Here is a 16,052-nt window from a genome sequence, read left to right as displayed (position 1 = left end):
ATGTCTACATACCTCACCGATGATGAGCTCAAGCGCAGCAAAGAGCTCCTGGACCGCATCCAGAAGATCTTCGCGCAGCGCGTGGTTGGCCAAGAGCAGCTCAGGGAAACCCTGATCGTCGGCCTCCTTGCACAGGGACACATCCTCATGGAATCGGTGCCCGGTCTTGCAAAGACTACGGCGGCTCAGACCATCGCAATGGCAATCTCAGGAAGCTTCCATCGCATCCAGTGCACGCCGGACCTCATGCCAAACGACATCGTCGGTACGCGCATCTGGAACCAGGCACAAAACGAGATGACGACCGAGTTGGGTCCCGTCCACGCCAATATCGTGCTCCTGGACGAAATTAACCGTTCCTCGGCAAAGACCCAGTCCGCGATGCTTGAAGCCATGCAGGAAGGTCAGACCACCATCGGTGGAACCGTCTACCCACTGCCCAAGCCCTTCATGGTCATGGCAACCCAAAACCCCATCGAAGAAGAAGGTACCTACGTGCTCCCCGAAGCGCAGATGGACCGCTTCTTGATGAAGGAAATCATCACCTACCCCCAGCCTCTCGAAGAACTCGAAGTCCTCAACAGGATCGATTCGGGAAGCATGGATAAGCCCATCGATGTTGAGCCCATTACCTTGGAAGAACTGACCTTCCTTCAGCAGATGACTCGTCGCATCTTCCTGCACGACACCTTGAAGGCCTACATCGTCGACCTGATTAACACCACTCGCGGTATGGGACCGAACCCGCTTCCCGGGTTCTCTCAGCACGTGCGCGTGGGTGCTTCACCTCGTGGTGGCATTGCCCTGATGCGTGTCAGCCAGGCAGTTGCCCTCATGCAGGGGCGTAACTACGTCATGCCTGAGGATATTAAGAAACTTCGCCACCCGATTTTGCGTCACCGCATCATTCGTACCTTCGACGCAATGGCGGATGATATTTCTGTCGACGGCCTCATTGATGCCGTCTTCTCAGCGGTAGCGGTGCCGTGAGCCCGATCATTAAGAGAGGGGTCGTCGAGGAAGGCTCGCAGACCCTGGGCAATGTCGACCAGCACCAGAAGGCGCGGACGAATAGTTCTCAGCTGCGTGCCCTTGCTGGCCGGACCCAATTGCCTGTCTTGCGCAAACTTCTGTCTCTCATGGAGGGACAGCACTATTCTGCGCGCGCGGGACAGGGCTGGGAATTCATGGACATGGCCGAATACAAGCCCGGCGATGACGTTAAAGACATCGACTGGGCGGCGACCGCTCGGACCGGGACTCCGATCGTCAAACGTTTCGAGGCCAGCGCGAATGTGCAGGTTGTTCTGGTCGTTGATACCGGTCGTTCCATGAGCGCGCTGGCTCCTTCCGGGGAAAGTAAGGAAGCTATTGCTCTGACGATCTGCCAGGCAATTGCCTGGCTTGCATCCAGTCGCGGTGACCAGGTCGGTCTGGTCTCTGGGTGCCAGGGTCGGATGCGTCATATGCCCGCGCGCTCGGGTAACGCTCATATTGAGCTGATTTTGCGGCGCCTCGAAGAAGATATCGACTTGCGTTCGCCCTCTTCGGATCTAGAGACCTTGCTTGCGCGAGTGCAAGCGGCAACGCATCGGCGCTCCCTCATCGTCTTGGTTACGGATGAAACGCATCCCCAGCCCACGCCTCGTGCGCTGGAATTACTCAAGCGATTGAGTGTCCACCACCGCATGATCGTCATGCAGGTTGCCGACGCCGATCCCACGAAGCTTCCCAAGGGGACGCGTATCGTTGACGTTGATGCCGGTCCCTTGCCCGGATTCCTTTTGGAAGATTCGCAGATTGCTTCCGAGGCCGCTGTGCGTGCGGAGCAAAGCCGCCAAGTTGTGCGTCAGCTCCTCGATATCCCTGGGATTACACGGGTGAGCGTGTCCTCGAGCGCTGAAGTCGTGCGAACCCTTTTGTCCGCACTGGAAAGGGAAAATCGTGTCCGGTGAACTGCGTGAAGTCGTCAATTACCCGCACTGGATGTGGATTGTCGGCGTCTTACTCCTATCTGCGACCCTTGTGTGGATCGGCGTGTGGGTCATCCGTTGGCTTCGATCGAGCCGCGGGGGTGAAGAAGAACAGGTCACTCTGATCCCTCTGGATGAGAAGCGCCGTCAGCGTTACTTGGGATTCGTTGACGAGGTCGAGGGACGTCTGCAGTCCAAAGACCTTGATGAACGTGGGGTTCACTTGGCAATCGCCGGTATTTTGAGGGCGCTGGGTACTGAACGCAGTGGACGTGATCTTGAAACCGCAACAGTTGATGAAATCCGTCGAATTGTGCCCACGTGGCCGGAACTTGCCAACGCCCTTGAAGCCTGTGAGCACGGTTTTAAAGCTGAGTCCGAGGCCGATGGAAGCGAAACATATTTCGATGCGAGTGCCATTGCCGGTAAGGCTAGGGAAGTGGTGAAGGCGTGAGATACGGATACCTGATCGCGGTTGTCCTTGTCGTCATTGTTCTTGGAGCAGCCATCGGATGGCGCCGTGTTGGTTTGAAACTCCATGCGAGCGAGAGGCGAGGCTGGGTAGCCAATACGGGCTACGTTCGTAACCTTCCCCGTTACCGCACGCTCATGCGTAAAACGCGGATGATTGTCGCCGCGCTCTTGGCTGTTTTTTGTGTCGGCGCGGCATCTTTGGCTGTTGTCGCAGCGAACCCGGTTGATCGTCGAGTTGAAGACCGACGCCTTGCCTCGCGCGATATTGTCCTCTGCCTCGACGCTTCCGGTTCGATGCTGGACTACGACAGTGAAATCGGCGAAGCCTTCAAGACTTTGGTTGAGCACTTTAATGGGGAGCGCGTCTCCCTGTACCTGTGGAGTGGTCGTTCCGTTCGCAAGTTCCCGCTGACCGATGACTATCCGATGGTGACCGAATACTTGGATGAACTCAGCTCGGTCCTGAGAAACGGTATTTTGGCGCGCACCTCCAACGGCTACAGGATTTCCAGGGAACTCGCGAAGTACCTGGAAGGGACCGACGATCCCGACGAGCAAGTTGCTTCTCAGATCGGCGACGGCTTGGCCTCGTGCGTCTTGGGCTTCGACCACACGGATCAGGAGCGTTCGCGAACCGTTATTTTGGCCTCGGATAATGAGGTGGTCGGCCAGGGGCTCTATTCCCTGAGCGAGGCGATCGACTTCGCGAAGCGTCAAAAGGTTGAGGTCATTGGGCTATTCCCCGGTGATTACCTGGGCACGGATGGCGAGGATATGAAGAACCAGGTCGAGTCGACCGGGGGACGCCTCTACAAGATGACGAGCTCGGATACAGTGGATTCGATTATTAAAGATATCGAGGCAAAGCAGGTGAACGAGATCGAAGGTGATGCTCGCGTGACCGTCACCGATCGCGTGGGAACTCCCGCGGGCTGGCTTGCCGTCGCTATTCTTTCCTTCCTCGGTCTTTTGGGAGTGACGAGGCTGTAGCCCTCCTGATGTCAGCACGCTCGCGTGGGTGCGGGCATGCTCGCCTGGGCATAGAGACAAAAATGTGGGGGCCGCAGCGAGTGCTGCGGCCCCCACACCTATTGTCGAATTAGATCATGCGCGGCGACGCTTGAGTGCCAGCATGCCTGCAAAGAGGCTCATTCCTGCCAGTCCCACGAGCAACGATCCTGCGGCACCGGTGTGTGCCAGGGGAGCGGGCTTCTTGGGGTTCTGAGGCTGCTCAGGAGTGGGCTGAGTAGCCGGAGTGGAAGGCGTTGTTGCCGGGGTGGTCGGAGTTGGCGTGACGTCACATCCGGGGATGGAACCAACCAAGGTGTGGAAGAAGACCATGGGCTTCGAGGTCGGAGTCTGGTGTGCCTTCTCGCCGGTGAGCACAGCGTTCACCTCAACGCTGAAGGAGGAGTTTTCAGGCATGTGTGCAACGGTGAAGGTCAGCGTCTTCTTATCGGCGCTCACGGTGGGGTTGGAAATTCCCGTCACCGACTGTGAGAAGCCGTTAGCAACAAGCTGACCAGCGCCGGGGGTCAGTACAGAGGCGATCGATGTCTCGTCGAAGGTCGCACCCTGGGGCGCACTCACGGTCATCGTTGCGTTGTTCAGTTCGCGCGTGGTTGCGGCATAGAAGCGCATGCGACGCGTTGCGCCAGCAGCATCGGAGTATTGGCGTGAGGGATCCCAGCCGTCTGCCCCAGCTTCACCCCAGAGCTGGCCGGTACCCTGCCAGCTATCGGCGTACTTCTCTCGGCGATCAATATCCTGCGAGTAGGGGGAGAAGACGGTACGGCCGACGACTCCCGCCTGGCAGTGGCCCACGGTGAGCGAAGGCTCGGGGATGGGGCTGCAAGCGTTGCCGTTTTCGTCGGTGGCGCGCAGGCCGCTCAGGTGAGACGTCGCCTCGTAGTGCTTGGTGTGGTCACCGCTACCAACAAATTCGATGACAGCTGCGTGTCCCAGGGGCAGGCCTTGGTTGAACTTGAGGGTCCAGATGTTGCGTGCTGCATCCGTCTGGGTTGCGGTCGGAACGAGGTCCCAGTGCAGGTTCGACGCGAGTGCACCGAAAGTCTGGCCACGCATGAAGCGATCAACATCGCCGTCGACGACCTGCGAGCTCAGCTCGCCGAAGAACTGAATGTTCGTCATGTCGTCGGGAAGATCGACCGTCAGCTCAGCGCCGGGGAGGATTTCGTAGTTAGCGCCGATCGGGATACGCCAGTACTGAAGGTTCAAGTTTGGGTTAAACCAGTGGTGGTTTTCAAGAATGGCTTGGCTGCCGTGACGAGGGTGAACGCTCTCCATGAAGCCCGAAGTGGCGTAGGGGCCGGCACGCAGTCCCCGAGGGATGTTGTTCATGTTCTGATCGAGCATTGCGCGTGCTGTCCAGTCGACAACGCAGCCGGAGCTACGGTCGCCGTTGATTTGTCCGTCAGCGCCTGCCTCGACGGCGTTTGCGCCTACGGCAGTGAGGGAAGAAAAGAGGAGCGCTAGTCCAAGTGAACCAGTTGCAATCTTTGAGAGCGTTTTCATTTTGCCTCGAATTTCCTGGTGATTGTGTATTTAGGACACTGTGCTGCGGATTCAAATTTACATATGTATCTCTTCAGTCGTCAAATAGATGTTCTATCTGCTGAATGTGAGTTCGCCACTATACTTGCCAGTGTTTGATCCGATCCCAGGAGGAATATTGTCGCTCTCCTTCCGACCGCTCATGCCGGTTTACCTCGTCGTTGTGATAGCTGCGGCATGCCTATTTTTCTCCTGGTGGAGTGCTCGTCGTCATCAACCCTTCAGGACTTCTGATCTGGTCAGAAGAGGTGGAATTTCCCTCGCTCTTTTGTCGATTTTGGTGGGTCCTTCAATCCCCGGAGAAGCGCAAAAAGTCACAACCAATGTTGAGGTGTGGCTCGCGATTGACCGCACGGGTTCAATGGCGGCCGAGGACTGGGATGGCTCGAAACCACGTCTGGACGGTGTGCGTCACGATGTCGAGACCATCCTCACTGCCGCCCCGGGTGCTCGCTACCGTATCGTGACCTGGGATTCCGAGGCCGATACTGGACTTCCGCTGACCACTGACCTTGGTGCGGTTCGCTCTTTTATGAGTACGCTCACCCATGAAGTCAGTTCCACCTCTCGTGGCTCTTCTCCGGATCGTCCGGCGGCCTACCTTGCAGAGGAGATGCAAGCTGCCGCAAAGAAACACCCAGAGAACACTCGCGTCCTTTTCGTCTTTACCGATGGGGAGACCTCCAATAGTGATGCGTGGCGCGGCGTGGGCGCGGGCGAGTCAGACGACTGGAAGAAGGTACAACCCGAGCTTTCGGGCGGCCTCGTCATTGGCTATGGGACCGAAAAGGGCGGTCGCATGAAGGTCTCCGCCTTGGGGCAAGAGAATTCGAAGACTCCTGAGTACATTAAGGACTACAGCCAGGCTGGAACTCCTGATGCGATCTCGAAGATTGATGTTGCGAAGCTCAACCAGATTGCCTCCCAGCTCGGTGTCGATATGGTGCGTTCTCCCAGCGATTCAGCAATCCGAAATGCTGCAAATTCGTCTGTTTCGAATGCCCGTAATATTGCGGATAGTCGCGATATGATTCAAACCTCTCGCTATATTCTCTGGCCCTCGGCGTTGGTTCTCACCGTGCTCATGGCATGGGAAGCCGCCATTTTTGCCGGCCGCGTTCACGCCCTGAGGAGGACCCGTGCGATTTAAGCATCGATCGACAGCTCGTGTAGAGGAACGTCCCGAAGGCTTCTACCAGCCGCCCGCGGGTGCGCAGAACGACGGCGAGGCCTCGGCGGATGGAATCCCAAGCGCAAGGCCAGCCTCGGCAGACCGGACTCAATGCAGCGCACGTCGCCCGCGTAACGGAAAACTACTGCGCCCGCTGTGGTGGTCAATGCCCGTCGTTGTCTTTGCGCTCGCGGTCGGAACCTATATGGTTTCGCTTCCCTTGTGGGCCTGGGCGACGGGTAGGACCGCGCGTGCGGGCAATCACGAGGCCGCGCTGACCTCCTATTCTCGCCAGATCTATTGGGGGGATCTGGGTCCGGCGAGCTGGGTTGCGCACTACAACGTGGGTACCGAAGAGCTTCGACTTGACCACATTGACTCGGGCGTGGAACAACTGCGTACCGCGTGGGACCGTGTTCCCAAGGCGCGACAGGTTGAGGATGGGCGCATTGAAACCTATTCCTATGAGTGCACCGTACGAATGAACCTTGCGCTCGGATTGGAAAAACAGGGTGACGCCGCGATGGCGAGTGACCGTGCTCAAGCGGCAGCGCTCTATAAGGAGATGGGGGAGGTCGTTTCCCCCTGCCAGTCGACGTCCTCGACGCAAAATCAGCAAAATCAGCAGGGCCAGGGTGGCGGAGCTGATGCTGACAAGGCCCATGATCGTGCGAAGCAGAAGCAAGAGCAGGCTGAAAAGTCCGATAACAAAGACAATCAGGACAACAAAGATAACAAAGACAATAAAGATAACAAGGACAATAAAGATAACAAGGACGATCAGAACAAAGACAATAAAGACGACAAGAACAAAGAAGATAAGCAGGATCAGAACAAGGACAATAAGGACAACAAAGACGACAAGGATCAGCAGACTGACAAGCAGAAGGATCCTTATGACGGCGAAACTGCTGAGCAGCGCAAAAAGCGTGAGGAAATGCAGCGCCGCATAGAAAAGGGTGACCAAGACGGTCGCAAGGAGCAAGATCGCAAGCGCGGCACGGGAGGAAATGGCGCCTGGTAAAGGCGATCAGTGACTTAGGTCCCAATGGGGAATAGCTGAAGTTCTGACTGGGTTGACATTTGCAGTGCTGCTGAAGATGCGGCTCAGTGATGAAAGGTTTGTTCCATGACGTACAAGGTCGCATACATTATTGGTTCTCTGTCCTCCACATCCGTTAACCGCAAGCTCGTTGGCGCCATGATCGCCGATGCGCCTGAGGATTTGGAATTCGTTGAGGCGAACTTCTCCCAGTTCCCCCTGTATAGCCCTGATCTCGAGGCGGATTATCCGCAGGTGGCTACCGAGTTCAAGACCATCCTTGAAGAGGCCGACGCGGTCCTTATTGCGAGCCCCGAATATGATCGTTCGATCCCCGGTGGTTTGAAGAATGCCATTGACTGGATGGGACGTCCGTGGGGATCGAACCCGATTGGCGGCAAGCCCCTGTACGTCGTTGGTGCTTCTGTGGGAGCGGTTGGAGCTGCTCTTGGGCAGGCGGCTGTGCGTCAGACCCTCTCCTACTTTAATCCGCTGAACATGACTCAACCTGAAATGTTCCTTCAGGCAAATGCTGATTCCTTTGGCGAGGATGGTCGCTTTGTTGACGCTGGAACGCAGGCTTTCGTGAAGTCAGCTGTCGAGGCCTTCGCGGAGTTTATCCGTCGTCACGCCTAAGCTTGGGCCCCCAATGCTATGAATGGGACGAAAGTCCCTAGGTGGTGTTGGGGGTCTTTTTATACCCAATTTTGAGTGAGCAGAGTGCGGAAACCGGGAATGGTAGCGGCCGTGTTTAAGAGCGGTAGACATGGTTGTCGTTTTACTCGAAAATGGCGAAAATCTGCGGAAAATTCGCATCGAACTCAAGGGGGTGAAAACGTTCAGTCCGACTAGCTCTCGCGGTAACGTGAGTGCCGGAGACGTGAAAAACCCCTGACATACTGCGTCTCCGGAGGGCGCCTGTTGACTCACTTTCAGGCGCCCTCAATCTTAAGATCCATCTGGGTTAAGCTGATGAAGGACAACTTCTTGCACTGAGGATGGGACATGAGTGAAACACTGCCTGAGGCCTCGGACCACCCGGGGGCTGAGCAAAGCGCATGTCCGCGTTTGGAGCGTCCCCGCCCACAGCATCCGCCCGTCTACCAGCACGCCTCGGAAAAACTCGATTTCCTTCAGGAACGTAACTGGGGCTTCGATGATGTCGTTGACGCTCTATTCTTTATCTTCTCCGGAATCGCAACACTGTGGCTCGCATACGTGTTTTTGGCGGGTTCCATCAGGCTCAAACCCACCGCAATTGCCTGGTTTGCCATCTGCTGGGGAGTGACTGCCTACCTTGCGCTTCCGCGACTTCATCAGCTTCTCACATGGCTCTATGTCCCCGACTATTTCATTGGGCGCACCAGGACAGCTGATGGCTTGCTGGGTGACCCGGTGAATCTGGCACTGCTGGGTAGTGAAATTGATATTCACGCGGCAATGACTGCTGCAGGTTGGGTACGAGCCGACCCCATCAGCCCCAGAAGTGTGCTCCGTGTGATCCGTTCATGGCTCACTCGCCAGCACTATGATTCTGCGCCGGTATCAAACCTGGTACTCTTCGGGCGAAAACAGCATTTTGCTTATCAAAAATCAGTTCCAGGGAAGTCGTCGGAGCGCCACCATGTGCGTTTTTGGCGCACTCCTCAAGGTTGGGTCCTCCCTGGCGGTAGGCGGGTCGAATGGCTTGCCGCTGGTACCTTTGACCGGGCAATTGGTCTGAGTCTGCTCACCTTCCAAATCACTCACAAGATCGATGCGGATATCGACATTGAGCGCAACTTCATCGTTGATGATGTCCTCTATGCCTGCGAGGATGCCCGCGTCGAAATCTTGCCTGACTTCTTCAGTGCCTATCACGATAAGAACGGTGGCGGTGACCGAGTCGTCACCGACGGTGACCTCTACCTTCTCGATGTCACCGACGTTGAAGTTGATGACGAAGACACGGTTCAAATCGCTGACGCCCATGTCGTTGATACGCGGGCACATCGCCGGCGCCCCACTCAGTTGATCGTCGGAATGATGCTGGTAGCCTGCATGGTTCTGACCGAGGTCATCAACGCGGTGCTTATTTTGCGAAACCCTTGGAAGTACGCCGCGATCAATGTCGGACCCCTTGATGAGCTTGCAGAATCGCAGATTAATCTCCTTGCGCTGCGTCTGACGGTTGGTCTTGTTTCTGTCATTCTGGTTGGTCTGGTGATCGTCACCGCCGCACTCACGTGGCAGGGACACCCTCGCGCTCGCATTATCTTGATGACTGCTCTGAGCTTGAACATTCTTGTCGCCGTAGCCGATATCGCCCACTCGGGAACAAGTCATATCTTGCTGATGACACTCATCGGATCATCGCTCAACGTTTTGGCACTTCTTGCCTTGTCGGCGAGGGCATGTCATCAGTGGGTGCGCGAACGCAAACGGGATCGAATTGCGGCAACGCTTGAGCTAGCCAACTGAAAAGCGTCTTAGTTTGCTGGCGCCATAAACCAGGCTGCGCGCGAATCCGCTGCAATCCCTTCGTTATACGCCAAGCCAGCGTATGCAGCCGAATCCTTGCCCAGCTGTGAGGAAAGGAAAGCTCGGAAGGAATCCACGGCCTCGGCGTGAGTGGAAGCCGGTAGGGGAGCGGCCAGTACCTCGCGGGAAATGCACGATCCTGGGATCGCTTGGGCGCGGCTTTCCGTGCCCGTGTTCGAGGCTGCGGCAACTGCCAGGCGCGCATCCCACACGAGGATCGGGCGCGCGTGAGAGCCTTGCGTGGACTCGGCCTCGGGAATGATCGAGGCGCGGTCGGCGGGGATTGTGACGCTCCACTGACCCAGCGCATCACCAGTCGAAGAGGAGAAGCTTCCCGATTCGCGCAGGTCGGCTGCCCAGTCTTCGAAGCCCTCTCCGAGAGCCTTCTGGGCGTTGGCGATGTACTGGCTTCCGACTGCCGAATTCTCCGGGGGAAGCGCGGTGAGCGGCGCGTAGCTTGAAGATGAGAGTTCCGCTAGAGAGTTCGGTAGCGCCTTGCGGTTTGCGGAAAACCATGAGCGATCCGCGTAGGCGCAAATCGGGTCGTTGCCGATTGCCGTGGGGGAAGTCGTCGCGCCCAGGGAAGCGGCGGTCGCTGAATCGATACCGAAGAGGATATCGGCATCGAGAGAATGTGAAATAGAGGAGGCGGGGAATTGCTCAATGGTGTAGCCGCTTGCGGCCTCGAAGGCCGAGACGTAGTCGTCGGGGAGCTGCCAGCCGGGGGCATAAGCAATGCGCAGGGTTCCACTTCCGCGCGGGATTCCTTGGTCACCGCTTGCCTTCGTGTGTTTCGCTACTGCCGAGGCCGAGCCCGCTTGAGTGGAAGAGCTTGAGTCTGTGCGGAAAGGATCGTCCGTCCACTGGGCTCCCTGCGGGATTGACGGGGAGCAGGCGCTGAGCGCGAGCGTGCACAGGATGGCGGCGCTGGCGAAGCGGTGAGCTGGGTGTTGAGCGGACGGAGAGGTGGTCTTGGTCTTTCGCACCGTACCAGTCTAAGCAATAGTGCATAGAAGGAGAGATATTCGCGCGTCGATAGGGCAAAATGTTGGTATCGAGTGTTCGATGCGATCTGATGCAAGGAGTCATCATGGGAAGCAGTCTCAGTCAGAAACTTATTACCGCAGGGCTGTCTATGGCCGTCGGTTTCGTGGCCGGAAAGGTCGCGGAGCTGGGCTGGAAGGCTGTGACCGGTCAGACCGCACCTCAGGATGATGACGGTACGGCATCCTTGGTTTCAGTGGTCGCTTTTGCTGCGGTTTCTGCAGCTATTGCAGCAGTTGCTCAGCGCGGCGTCGTGAACAAGACGAACAAGTGGTTTGCGCCGGTTGAAGCTGCGTCGCAGATCCTGTCGGATCTTGATCAGCCGGCTATCGCAAATTAGAAAATAGCGGAAGATACGTGGAAAGATCGGTGCGCTGTCCCGAGGCCTGAAGGTCCCCGTGGGAGAGCGCATCATTCCAGTCCAGCATTCCGCATGCCAGTTTGAGCCAAGTTTCTGGCGACATTTCGATCACCGCCGGGGGAGTCCCTCGGCGGTGAGTTGTTCCTGGCAGGATCTGAGTGGCACCGGCCGGGGGAACGCGAAGTTCGACCGAGCGGCCTGGGTGCAGGGCTGCGATTTCTTCGAGCGTGTAGCGTACGGCGGTGAAGAGAGTTGCTCGCGAGGCGTCTTCGGGGGCGCGGTACCACGTGAGGAGTGCGGTGTGGCCTTCTGCTGAATCGATGCGCCGTTTTGCCATAAAAGTAGTGTAGGTCGCTTCGCGTATGCTGGCGTGGAATTGCCCGATCCTGCCAGATCCGCTATTGTGGTGTGCCGAGGTAGCGTGTCCGAGCGGCCGAAGGTGCAGCACTCGAAATGCTGTGTGGTGTAACAGCCACCCAGGGTTCAAATCCCTGCGCTACCGCGTTTAGGCTTGTGGCCCCAACTGATGTTGGGGCCACAAGTTTTTTTGTTGGGCAGTACACCTGCAGAGTTTTGATTGCAAGCCAGGGCTTGCTTTCCCGATCGATCTTTGTTAAACTCGACCTTGTCGGGTTGGTACCCCCCGCGAGGCTCGAAATAAAAGCCCGTCAGAAAGTGGGGGCCGAAGGCCCGACATTTGTATAAGGCGAGAGAAGCCAGCCAGCCCACCGTTTTTTTCGGGCAGGCCTCGGGTCTCTCGCCTTTGTCATGCCCGGCGAATCGTAGTGATGCTGAATCGTTGAGCAGGATCGACTGTATTTCGAATGCAGGAAGTTGAATCCCCGAGTTTTTGTCGCACACGCGGGGATGAGCCTTAAAAAAATAAGGCCGAGTTTACGGCCCTCCACTTTCTCTCGGCCACTTATTTCAGGCTCGCGGGGGATACCGGCTCGGCGTCTCTAGCCTAACAAGCCGCCACACGAAAGGCAACCCCTCATATTTTCCCGCACACGCGGGGCTACAAATCAATGTTGTCGCGCTGCTACTTGCCGCCCACATAATTTCTGCGCAGTTTCATGGTGCACATACAGCGCAAGCCAAGGCTAGCTTTCCAAATCGATCCCTGTTACGCTCGACCTGTCGGGTTGGTACCCTCCGCCAGGCTTGAAATAACAGCACGATTCAACGCGGGGGCTGAAGGCCCGACATTTGTATAAGGCGAGGGAAGCCAACCCGCCCGAATCCCTACCTCAGCAGCAGCGGCGTGACCTTGCACTCTTCACCCAGCTTCATCTGAGCGATCGAGCACTCATCGCGCATGACAACCAGGCGTTCCAGCATCCGCTGGTGCACAGACCACGGGTCGATCGTATTGAGGTAAATCCTTGTCCCGCCCTCAAAACCGGCGATCGTGGAAATCCTCCACTTGATCAAAATCCTCATACGCATGGGGATCGATGAACTCGGCGGCCGGTAGTACCACTCCTCGTTACACGGCACCTCCGCACCCGTCGCCGCGTGCATCGCGTGCACAAGGTCGCTGATGCCTCGTAATTGCTCGGGGGAGTACTCCCAAGGCTCAGCCGGCGCATGAAGCGGCCAAATCGCCAAGGAGGGATAGCGATGCCCAAACCCAGCCATGGCCACAGCATGATCGTTTTGCGCCAAAACCAGCCCACGCGTCGCGGCGATCTTCAAAAGCTCGTCATAGATCCCCGGATAGGTCCGCACGCGCTCAATCTCGTCATGCGTCTGCGTCGAGAACTCATCGATCGCCACAAGCTGCTTGTGCAGGTGATCGAAAGACGCCCCCGCAGGCTTGAGCCAGTTCTGGAAAGCCACCACGTACTTCACGGCGGGATCCAATTCGTACAGGTCCCGCATCGCCCGCACTGTCATCGACATGTACTGGAAGTGCTCTTCGGGCGTGAGCGTCCCAGCCGATGCCAATTGGGACGTATCCTTCGCCCCGTCAACGAAGTGTCGCCGCCCAACAATCAGATCGTGACCGCCCGAAAAGAAACCATTCGCCTGGGTGAGCTTCTCCGAATCTGACAGTTCCTCAAACTCCTCGATGCTCCCACCCGAGGCCAAGAAACGCGCGCGGACAACATTCATCACGTGGTCGTAGCCCTGCGGAGACGCCAAGTATTCCGCCATCCGGCGCCGCTCGGCCTCGGAAGGAACATGACCGTGGTTGAGGTGCCAATAGTTGTAGGAAACGATCTCGAAAAGGTTGGGAATCCGCCGAAATTCCGCAACGGTATCCCCAAGCTCCTCAGCGCCGAGGCCGTGGAGAGTTTCCCATTCACCCTCGCTCGTGCGGACAATGCGCGCCTTCTCGGGAGGTGTTTCCAGGTAGCGACCCGAGCAGAAGGCACAGTGATGTCCGTCTAAATCGTGATCGATGATAGGGGCAGGTGAACCCGGGCGAGTCAGAGGGCGGTGAGCCCGACCCGGAACCGTCCACACTTCAGTTCCAGTTAAAAGGTTGCGCTGTTTGACCGTCCCGTCAGAAAGACGGAGGATCGCTTCGTCGCTCCCCGTAGGTAGTACAGCCATGCTTCTACTTTAGGCCGAAGACGCGTGTGCGTGTGTCCGAAAAATGAATTTCAGGCGGGCAGCCAGCCCTTTGCGCGACGGCCAAGATCCTCAAGCAAAGCGCTGGCCTCTTGGGCGCGATCAGGCTGAACAAAGAGATGGTCGTGGCGACGGCATGCAATGAAATTCGCGGTAATCGAACGCGCAGCAAGGATTTGCGCAATAGACGCAGTAATTCCGATTGCGGCAAGCTCTGTGGAAGAACCCAAGTCGATTCGCGTGTACAGTTCATCGGCATTGATGCCTGCTTCGCGGGCAATCTCTTGCTCAACGACCACGGTGTAGCCATCCTCGTCGCGGATCACGGCGAAGAAATCGACCCCCTGAGGAATCTCGTCGACCAGAGAGAAGACATAGGTGCCGCTGGGCTGAGGATCGAGAGAAGCAAGAACTCGATCCAAGTCAGTCGTAGAAACATGAGTCATGTCTTCACGATAGCCCAGCGACACACCCACAATCCGTGCCTGTCTCATATCCAAAAACGATATGAGTTGCGCCTCAAGCGAAAGCGCTACATTCGGTCCATCTCATCAGGACGAGGCCCCGTGCGACCTTCCTCCCCGCGATCCAGTTCGTCAATCCTACGCATCTGATCCGCGTCCAATTCAAAGCCTGTGATGGCGAAGTTTTCCGCGCGCCGTTCATGCGAGGACGCCTTCGGGAAAGCGACGTCGCCTCGTTGAATTGCCCAGCGCAGGACAACTTGCGATTCTCGCGCACCAACTTGGCGCGCGATATCGACAATCACGGGATCGGAAAGGACAGCCCCGCGCGCCAGGGGAGCCCAGGCCTCGGTGATGATCCCGTGGCGAGCATTGAAACGGTGTAGCTCACGGTTGGCGAAGTAAGGGTGGGACTCGATCTGATTGATGGAGGGCGGAACCTCGCAAGCATCGAGGATCGGCTGGAGGTGGTGGGCCTCGAAATTAGAAACACCAATGGAACGAACCAATCCTTCGCGGACGAAAGACTCCATCGCTCGCCACGTGGGCATAATATCGCCGCCGTAGTGCATGGGAAGAGGCCAGTGGATCAAGAACAAGTCCAAGTAGTCCAGCTGTAGTTCCTCCAAAGAACGCTCAAGGCTCGCGCGCGCAACATCGGGTTCGTGGTTGGGATTATTGAGCTTCGAGGTCACGAAAACTTCCTCGCGCGCCACGGGGCTGTCCGCGATGGCGCGGCCCACCTCGGCCTCGTTTCCGTACATTTGTGCGGTGTCGATGTGGCGGTAGCCGAGCTCGAGTGCGTCGAGCACCCCGTGATAAGCCTCCTCGCCGACGAGCTTGTACGTTCCAAAGCCGAATTGGGGAATGCTGTGTCCGGAAATCAAGGGCAAATGCTTAATGCTGGGGGCCATGATGAATACTCCACATATTTTTATGATCTTAAAGACATGATAGGTTCTTCGACCGTTGAAATTACTTTTCATTTCTTTACTAAATGCCGAAGAAACTTCTTAAACTGCGGGTTTGGCTGAGAAAATCAACGAAAAAGTGACTATGCTGTGCCCAGTAATTCTTTAATCGTGGAGGTGGCTGTGACTAAGAAACGCGCGGAGGGCGAAAGCAGAGCCCGTGCACTCACGCGCTCGCGCCTCGTTGACGCAGCAGTGGAAATTCTTGTTGAACGCGGTTTTGCGGGAACAAAAATTGATGAAGTTGTTGGTCGTGCGGGCTATACCCGTGGTGCATTCTATTCGAACTATTCGAATATGAATGAGCTCCTTGAAGATGCTTTCATTGCATATTCGACGCAACTTTTGACCGAGATGACGCAGGCTTTTGATTCAATCGAAGGCCCGCTGGACCTCGACAGCATCGTTGCAACGCTGGAAAGCCTGGCAACTCAGGGGCGCACCGCCTACATCCTCCTTATGGAATACCGTCTTTTCCAGATGCGTAACCCCGAGGCAGGCGGCATTCCGGGAAGTCAGCGTAACCAGCTGGCTGATTTTGTCACCGGCATGCTGGAGTCTGCCCTCGAGCGTATGGGGCGCAAGCCGCTTCTGCCGACGAACATCATGGGTGAGATCCTCTCGATCTTCTACCTCGAGGCTCTGGGGAGCGTCAATGACTCCGCAGAGGCAAACCAGATCCCGATCCGCAAGGTTGTCGACGTTATTGTCTTCGGTTTCTCGATCCCCAAGGATCAGGACCCGCAGGCTGCTGCTTCCTTTGAGGGTGCCGATCGCGAACAATTCCGCGCCGAGGCCTTGGATCCCTCGCGCGAAGGACTGATTCCTTTGGTGCGCGAGGCCATCGCAAGGAACTAGAAGAACGCGCTTTAAGCGTT

The 16,052-nt window shown here is 57.0% G+C and carries 16 protein-coding genes and 1 tRNA gene; 11 read left to right on the top strand and 6 right to left on the bottom strand.

Going from position 1 to position 16,052, the window contains the following annotated elements:
* Genes ACWNMW_RS02890 through ACWNMW_RS02875 form a run of 4 tightly spaced genes read left to right on the top strand, consistent with a single transcriptional unit; the run spans nucleotide 1 to nucleotide 3,437 of the window.
* On the top strand, nucleotides 1-990 hold the full coding sequence (locus ACWNMW_RS02890) for an AAA family ATPase (RefSeq protein WP_034501209.1): 990 nt from the start codon (nucleotides 1-3) through the stop codon (nucleotides 988-990).
* Complete coding sequence (locus ACWNMW_RS02885) at nucleotides 987-1,955, top strand: DUF58 domain-containing protein (protein WP_314212426.1); 969 nt, start codon at nucleotides 987-989, stop codon at nucleotides 1,953-1,955. The genes ACWNMW_RS02890 and ACWNMW_RS02885 overlap by 4 nt, the downstream gene beginning before the upstream one ends.
* Nucleotides 1,945-2,427, top strand: coding sequence for a hypothetical protein (locus tag ACWNMW_RS02880; RefSeq protein WP_034501211.1), 483 nt, complete (start codon nucleotides 1,945-1,947; stop codon nucleotides 2,425-2,427). Before ACWNMW_RS02885 ends, ACWNMW_RS02880 begins: the two co-directional genes overlap by 11 nt.
* Nucleotides 2,424-3,437 (top strand): vWA domain-containing protein, encoded by a 1,014-nt coding sequence (locus tag ACWNMW_RS02875; RefSeq protein WP_449489961.1) that lies wholly within the window; start codon nucleotides 2,424-2,426, stop codon nucleotides 3,435-3,437. The genes ACWNMW_RS02880 and ACWNMW_RS02875 overlap by 4 nt, the downstream gene beginning before the upstream one ends.
* A gap of 114 nt (nucleotides 3,438-3,551) precedes the next feature.
* Here the strand turns inward: ACWNMW_RS02875 and ACWNMW_RS02870 are convergent, their stop codons facing one another.
* On the bottom strand, nucleotides 3,552-4,982 hold the full coding sequence (locus ACWNMW_RS02870) for a cell wall protein (RefSeq protein WP_449489960.1): 1,431 nt from the start codon (nucleotides 4,980-4,982) through the stop codon (nucleotides 3,552-3,554).
* A 157-nt stretch (nucleotides 4,983-5,139) separates the two neighbouring features.
* On the opposite strand from ACWNMW_RS02870, the gene ACWNMW_RS02865 reads away from it, so the two are divergent.
* The 4 genes from ACWNMW_RS02865 (at nucleotide 5,140) to ACWNMW_RS02850 (ending at nucleotide 9,694) form a co-directional block, all read left to right on the top strand.
* Nucleotides 5,140-6,171 carry a vWA domain-containing protein gene (locus tag ACWNMW_RS02865; protein ID WP_449489959.1) on the top strand — a complete coding sequence of 344 codons (1,032 nt, stop codon included), beginning with the start codon at nucleotides 5,140-5,142 and terminating at the stop codon, nucleotides 6,169-6,171.
* The gene (locus ACWNMW_RS02860) at nucleotides 6,161-7,216 is read left to right on the top strand and encodes a hypothetical protein (protein ID WP_449489958.1); all 1,056 of its coding nucleotides are present in this window, start codon (nucleotides 6,161-6,163) and stop codon (nucleotides 7,214-7,216) included. The genes ACWNMW_RS02865 and ACWNMW_RS02860 overlap by 11 nt, the downstream gene beginning before the upstream one ends.
* 105 nt (nucleotides 7,217-7,321) lie before the next feature.
* Entirely contained in the window at nucleotides 7,322-7,870 is a 549-nt protein-coding gene (locus tag ACWNMW_RS02855; protein ID WP_449489957.1) for an NADPH-dependent FMN reductase, read from the top strand.
* 369 nt (nucleotides 7,871-8,239) lie between these two features.
* Nucleotides 8,240-9,694 carry an LssY C-terminal domain-containing protein gene (locus tag ACWNMW_RS02850; protein ID WP_449489956.1) on the top strand — a complete coding sequence of 485 codons (1,455 nt, stop codon included), beginning with the start codon at nucleotides 8,240-8,242 and terminating at the stop codon, nucleotides 9,692-9,694.
* Nucleotides 9,695-9,702: 8 nt separating this feature from the next.
* On the opposite strand, the gene ACWNMW_RS02845 is transcribed toward ACWNMW_RS02850, so the two are convergent.
* Nucleotides 9,703-10,740 carry a hypothetical protein gene (locus ACWNMW_RS02845; RefSeq protein WP_449489955.1) on the bottom strand — a complete coding sequence of 346 codons (1,038 nt, stop codon included), beginning with the start codon at nucleotides 10,738-10,740 and terminating at the stop codon, nucleotides 9,703-9,705.
* Between the two features lie 104 nt (nucleotides 10,741-10,844).
* On the opposite strand from ACWNMW_RS02845, the gene ACWNMW_RS02840 reads away from it, so the two are divergent.
* The gene (locus tag ACWNMW_RS02840; protein ID WP_449489954.1) at nucleotides 10,845-11,138 is read left to right on the top strand and encodes a DUF4235 domain-containing protein; all 294 of its coding nucleotides are present in this window, start codon (nucleotides 10,845-10,847) and stop codon (nucleotides 11,136-11,138) included.
* Here the strand turns inward: ACWNMW_RS02840 and ACWNMW_RS02835 are convergent.
* Nucleotides 11,125-11,496 carry a sterol carrier family protein gene (locus ACWNMW_RS02835; RefSeq protein ID WP_449489953.1) on the bottom strand — a complete coding sequence of 124 codons (372 nt, stop codon included), beginning with the start codon at nucleotides 11,494-11,496 and terminating at the stop codon, nucleotides 11,125-11,127. The two genes, ACWNMW_RS02840 and ACWNMW_RS02835, sit on opposite strands and share 14 nt — an antisense overlap.
* A 78-nt stretch (nucleotides 11,497-11,574) precedes the next feature.
* On the opposite strand from ACWNMW_RS02835, the gene ACWNMW_RS02830 reads away from it, so the two are divergent.
* Nucleotides 11,575-11,661, top strand: a tRNA-Ser gene (locus ACWNMW_RS02830).
* Nucleotides 11,662-12,404: 743 nt separating this feature from the next.
* On the opposite strand, the gene ACWNMW_RS02825 is transcribed toward ACWNMW_RS02830, so the two are convergent.
* The 3 genes from ACWNMW_RS02825 to ACWNMW_RS02815 form a co-directional block, all read right to left on the bottom strand.
* Nucleotides 12,405-13,721, bottom strand: a complete 1,317-nt coding sequence (locus ACWNMW_RS02825; RefSeq protein ID WP_449489952.1) for a DUF4921 family protein — start codon at nucleotides 13,719-13,721, stop codon at nucleotides 12,405-12,407.
* A 50-nt stretch (nucleotides 13,722-13,771) separates the two neighbouring features.
* On the bottom strand, nucleotides 13,772-14,185 hold the full coding sequence (locus ACWNMW_RS02820; protein ID WP_034501415.1) for an ACT domain-containing protein: 414 nt from the start codon (nucleotides 14,183-14,185) through the stop codon (nucleotides 13,772-13,774).
* 86 nt (nucleotides 14,186-14,271) lie between these two features.
* On the bottom strand, nucleotides 14,272-15,117 hold the full coding sequence (locus ACWNMW_RS02815) for an aldo/keto reductase (RefSeq protein WP_449489951.1): 846 nt from the start codon (nucleotides 15,115-15,117) through the stop codon (nucleotides 14,272-14,274).
* Nucleotides 15,118-15,297: 180 nt separating this feature from the next.
* On the opposite strand from ACWNMW_RS02815, the gene ACWNMW_RS02810 reads away from it, so the two are divergent.
* Nucleotides 15,298-16,032, top strand: coding sequence for a TetR/AcrR family transcriptional regulator (locus ACWNMW_RS02810; RefSeq protein ID WP_449489950.1), 735 nt, complete (start codon nucleotides 15,298-15,300; stop codon nucleotides 16,030-16,032).
* The last annotated feature ends 20 nt before the right edge of the window (nucleotides 16,033-16,052 follow it).

This window comes from Actinomyces sp. Marseille-QA0893 (assembly GCF_976954355.1).
The sequence above is the reverse complement of the archived record's forward strand: the minus strand, read 5'-3'. Positions and strand labels throughout refer to the sequence as shown.

Coding starts and splice junctions, on each gene's coding strand:
- ACWNMW_RS02890 (WP_034501209.1), top strand. CDS start 1: ATGTCTACATACCTCACCGATGATGAGCTCAAGCGCAGCAAAGAGCTC.
- ACWNMW_RS02870 (WP_449489960.1), bottom strand. CDS start 4,982: ATGAAAACGCTCTCAAAGATTGCAACTGGTTCACTTGGACTAGCGCTC.
- ACWNMW_RS02855 (WP_449489957.1), top strand. CDS start 7,322: ATGACGTACAAGGTCGCATACATTATTGGTTCTCTGTCCTCCACATCC.
- ACWNMW_RS02850 (WP_449489956.1), top strand. CDS start 8,240: ATGAGTGAAACACTGCCTGAGGCCTCGGACCACCCGGGGGCTGAGCAA.
- ACWNMW_RS02840 (WP_449489954.1), top strand. CDS start 10,845: ATGGGAAGCAGTCTCAGTCAGAAACTTATTACCGCAGGGCTGTCTATG.
- ACWNMW_RS02835 (WP_449489953.1), bottom strand. CDS start 11,496: ATGGCAAAACGGCGCATCGATTCAGCAGAAGGCCACACCGCACTCCTC.
- ACWNMW_RS02825 (WP_449489952.1), bottom strand. CDS start 13,721: ATGGCTGTACTACCTACGGGGAGCGACGAAGCGATCCTCCGTCTTTCT.
- ACWNMW_RS02820 (WP_034501415.1), bottom strand. CDS start 14,185: ATGACTCATGTTTCTACGACTGACTTGGATCGAGTTCTTGCTTCTCTC.
- ACWNMW_RS02815 (WP_449489951.1), bottom strand. CDS start 15,117: ATGGCCCCCAGCATTAAGCATTTGCCCTTGATTTCCGGACACAGCATT.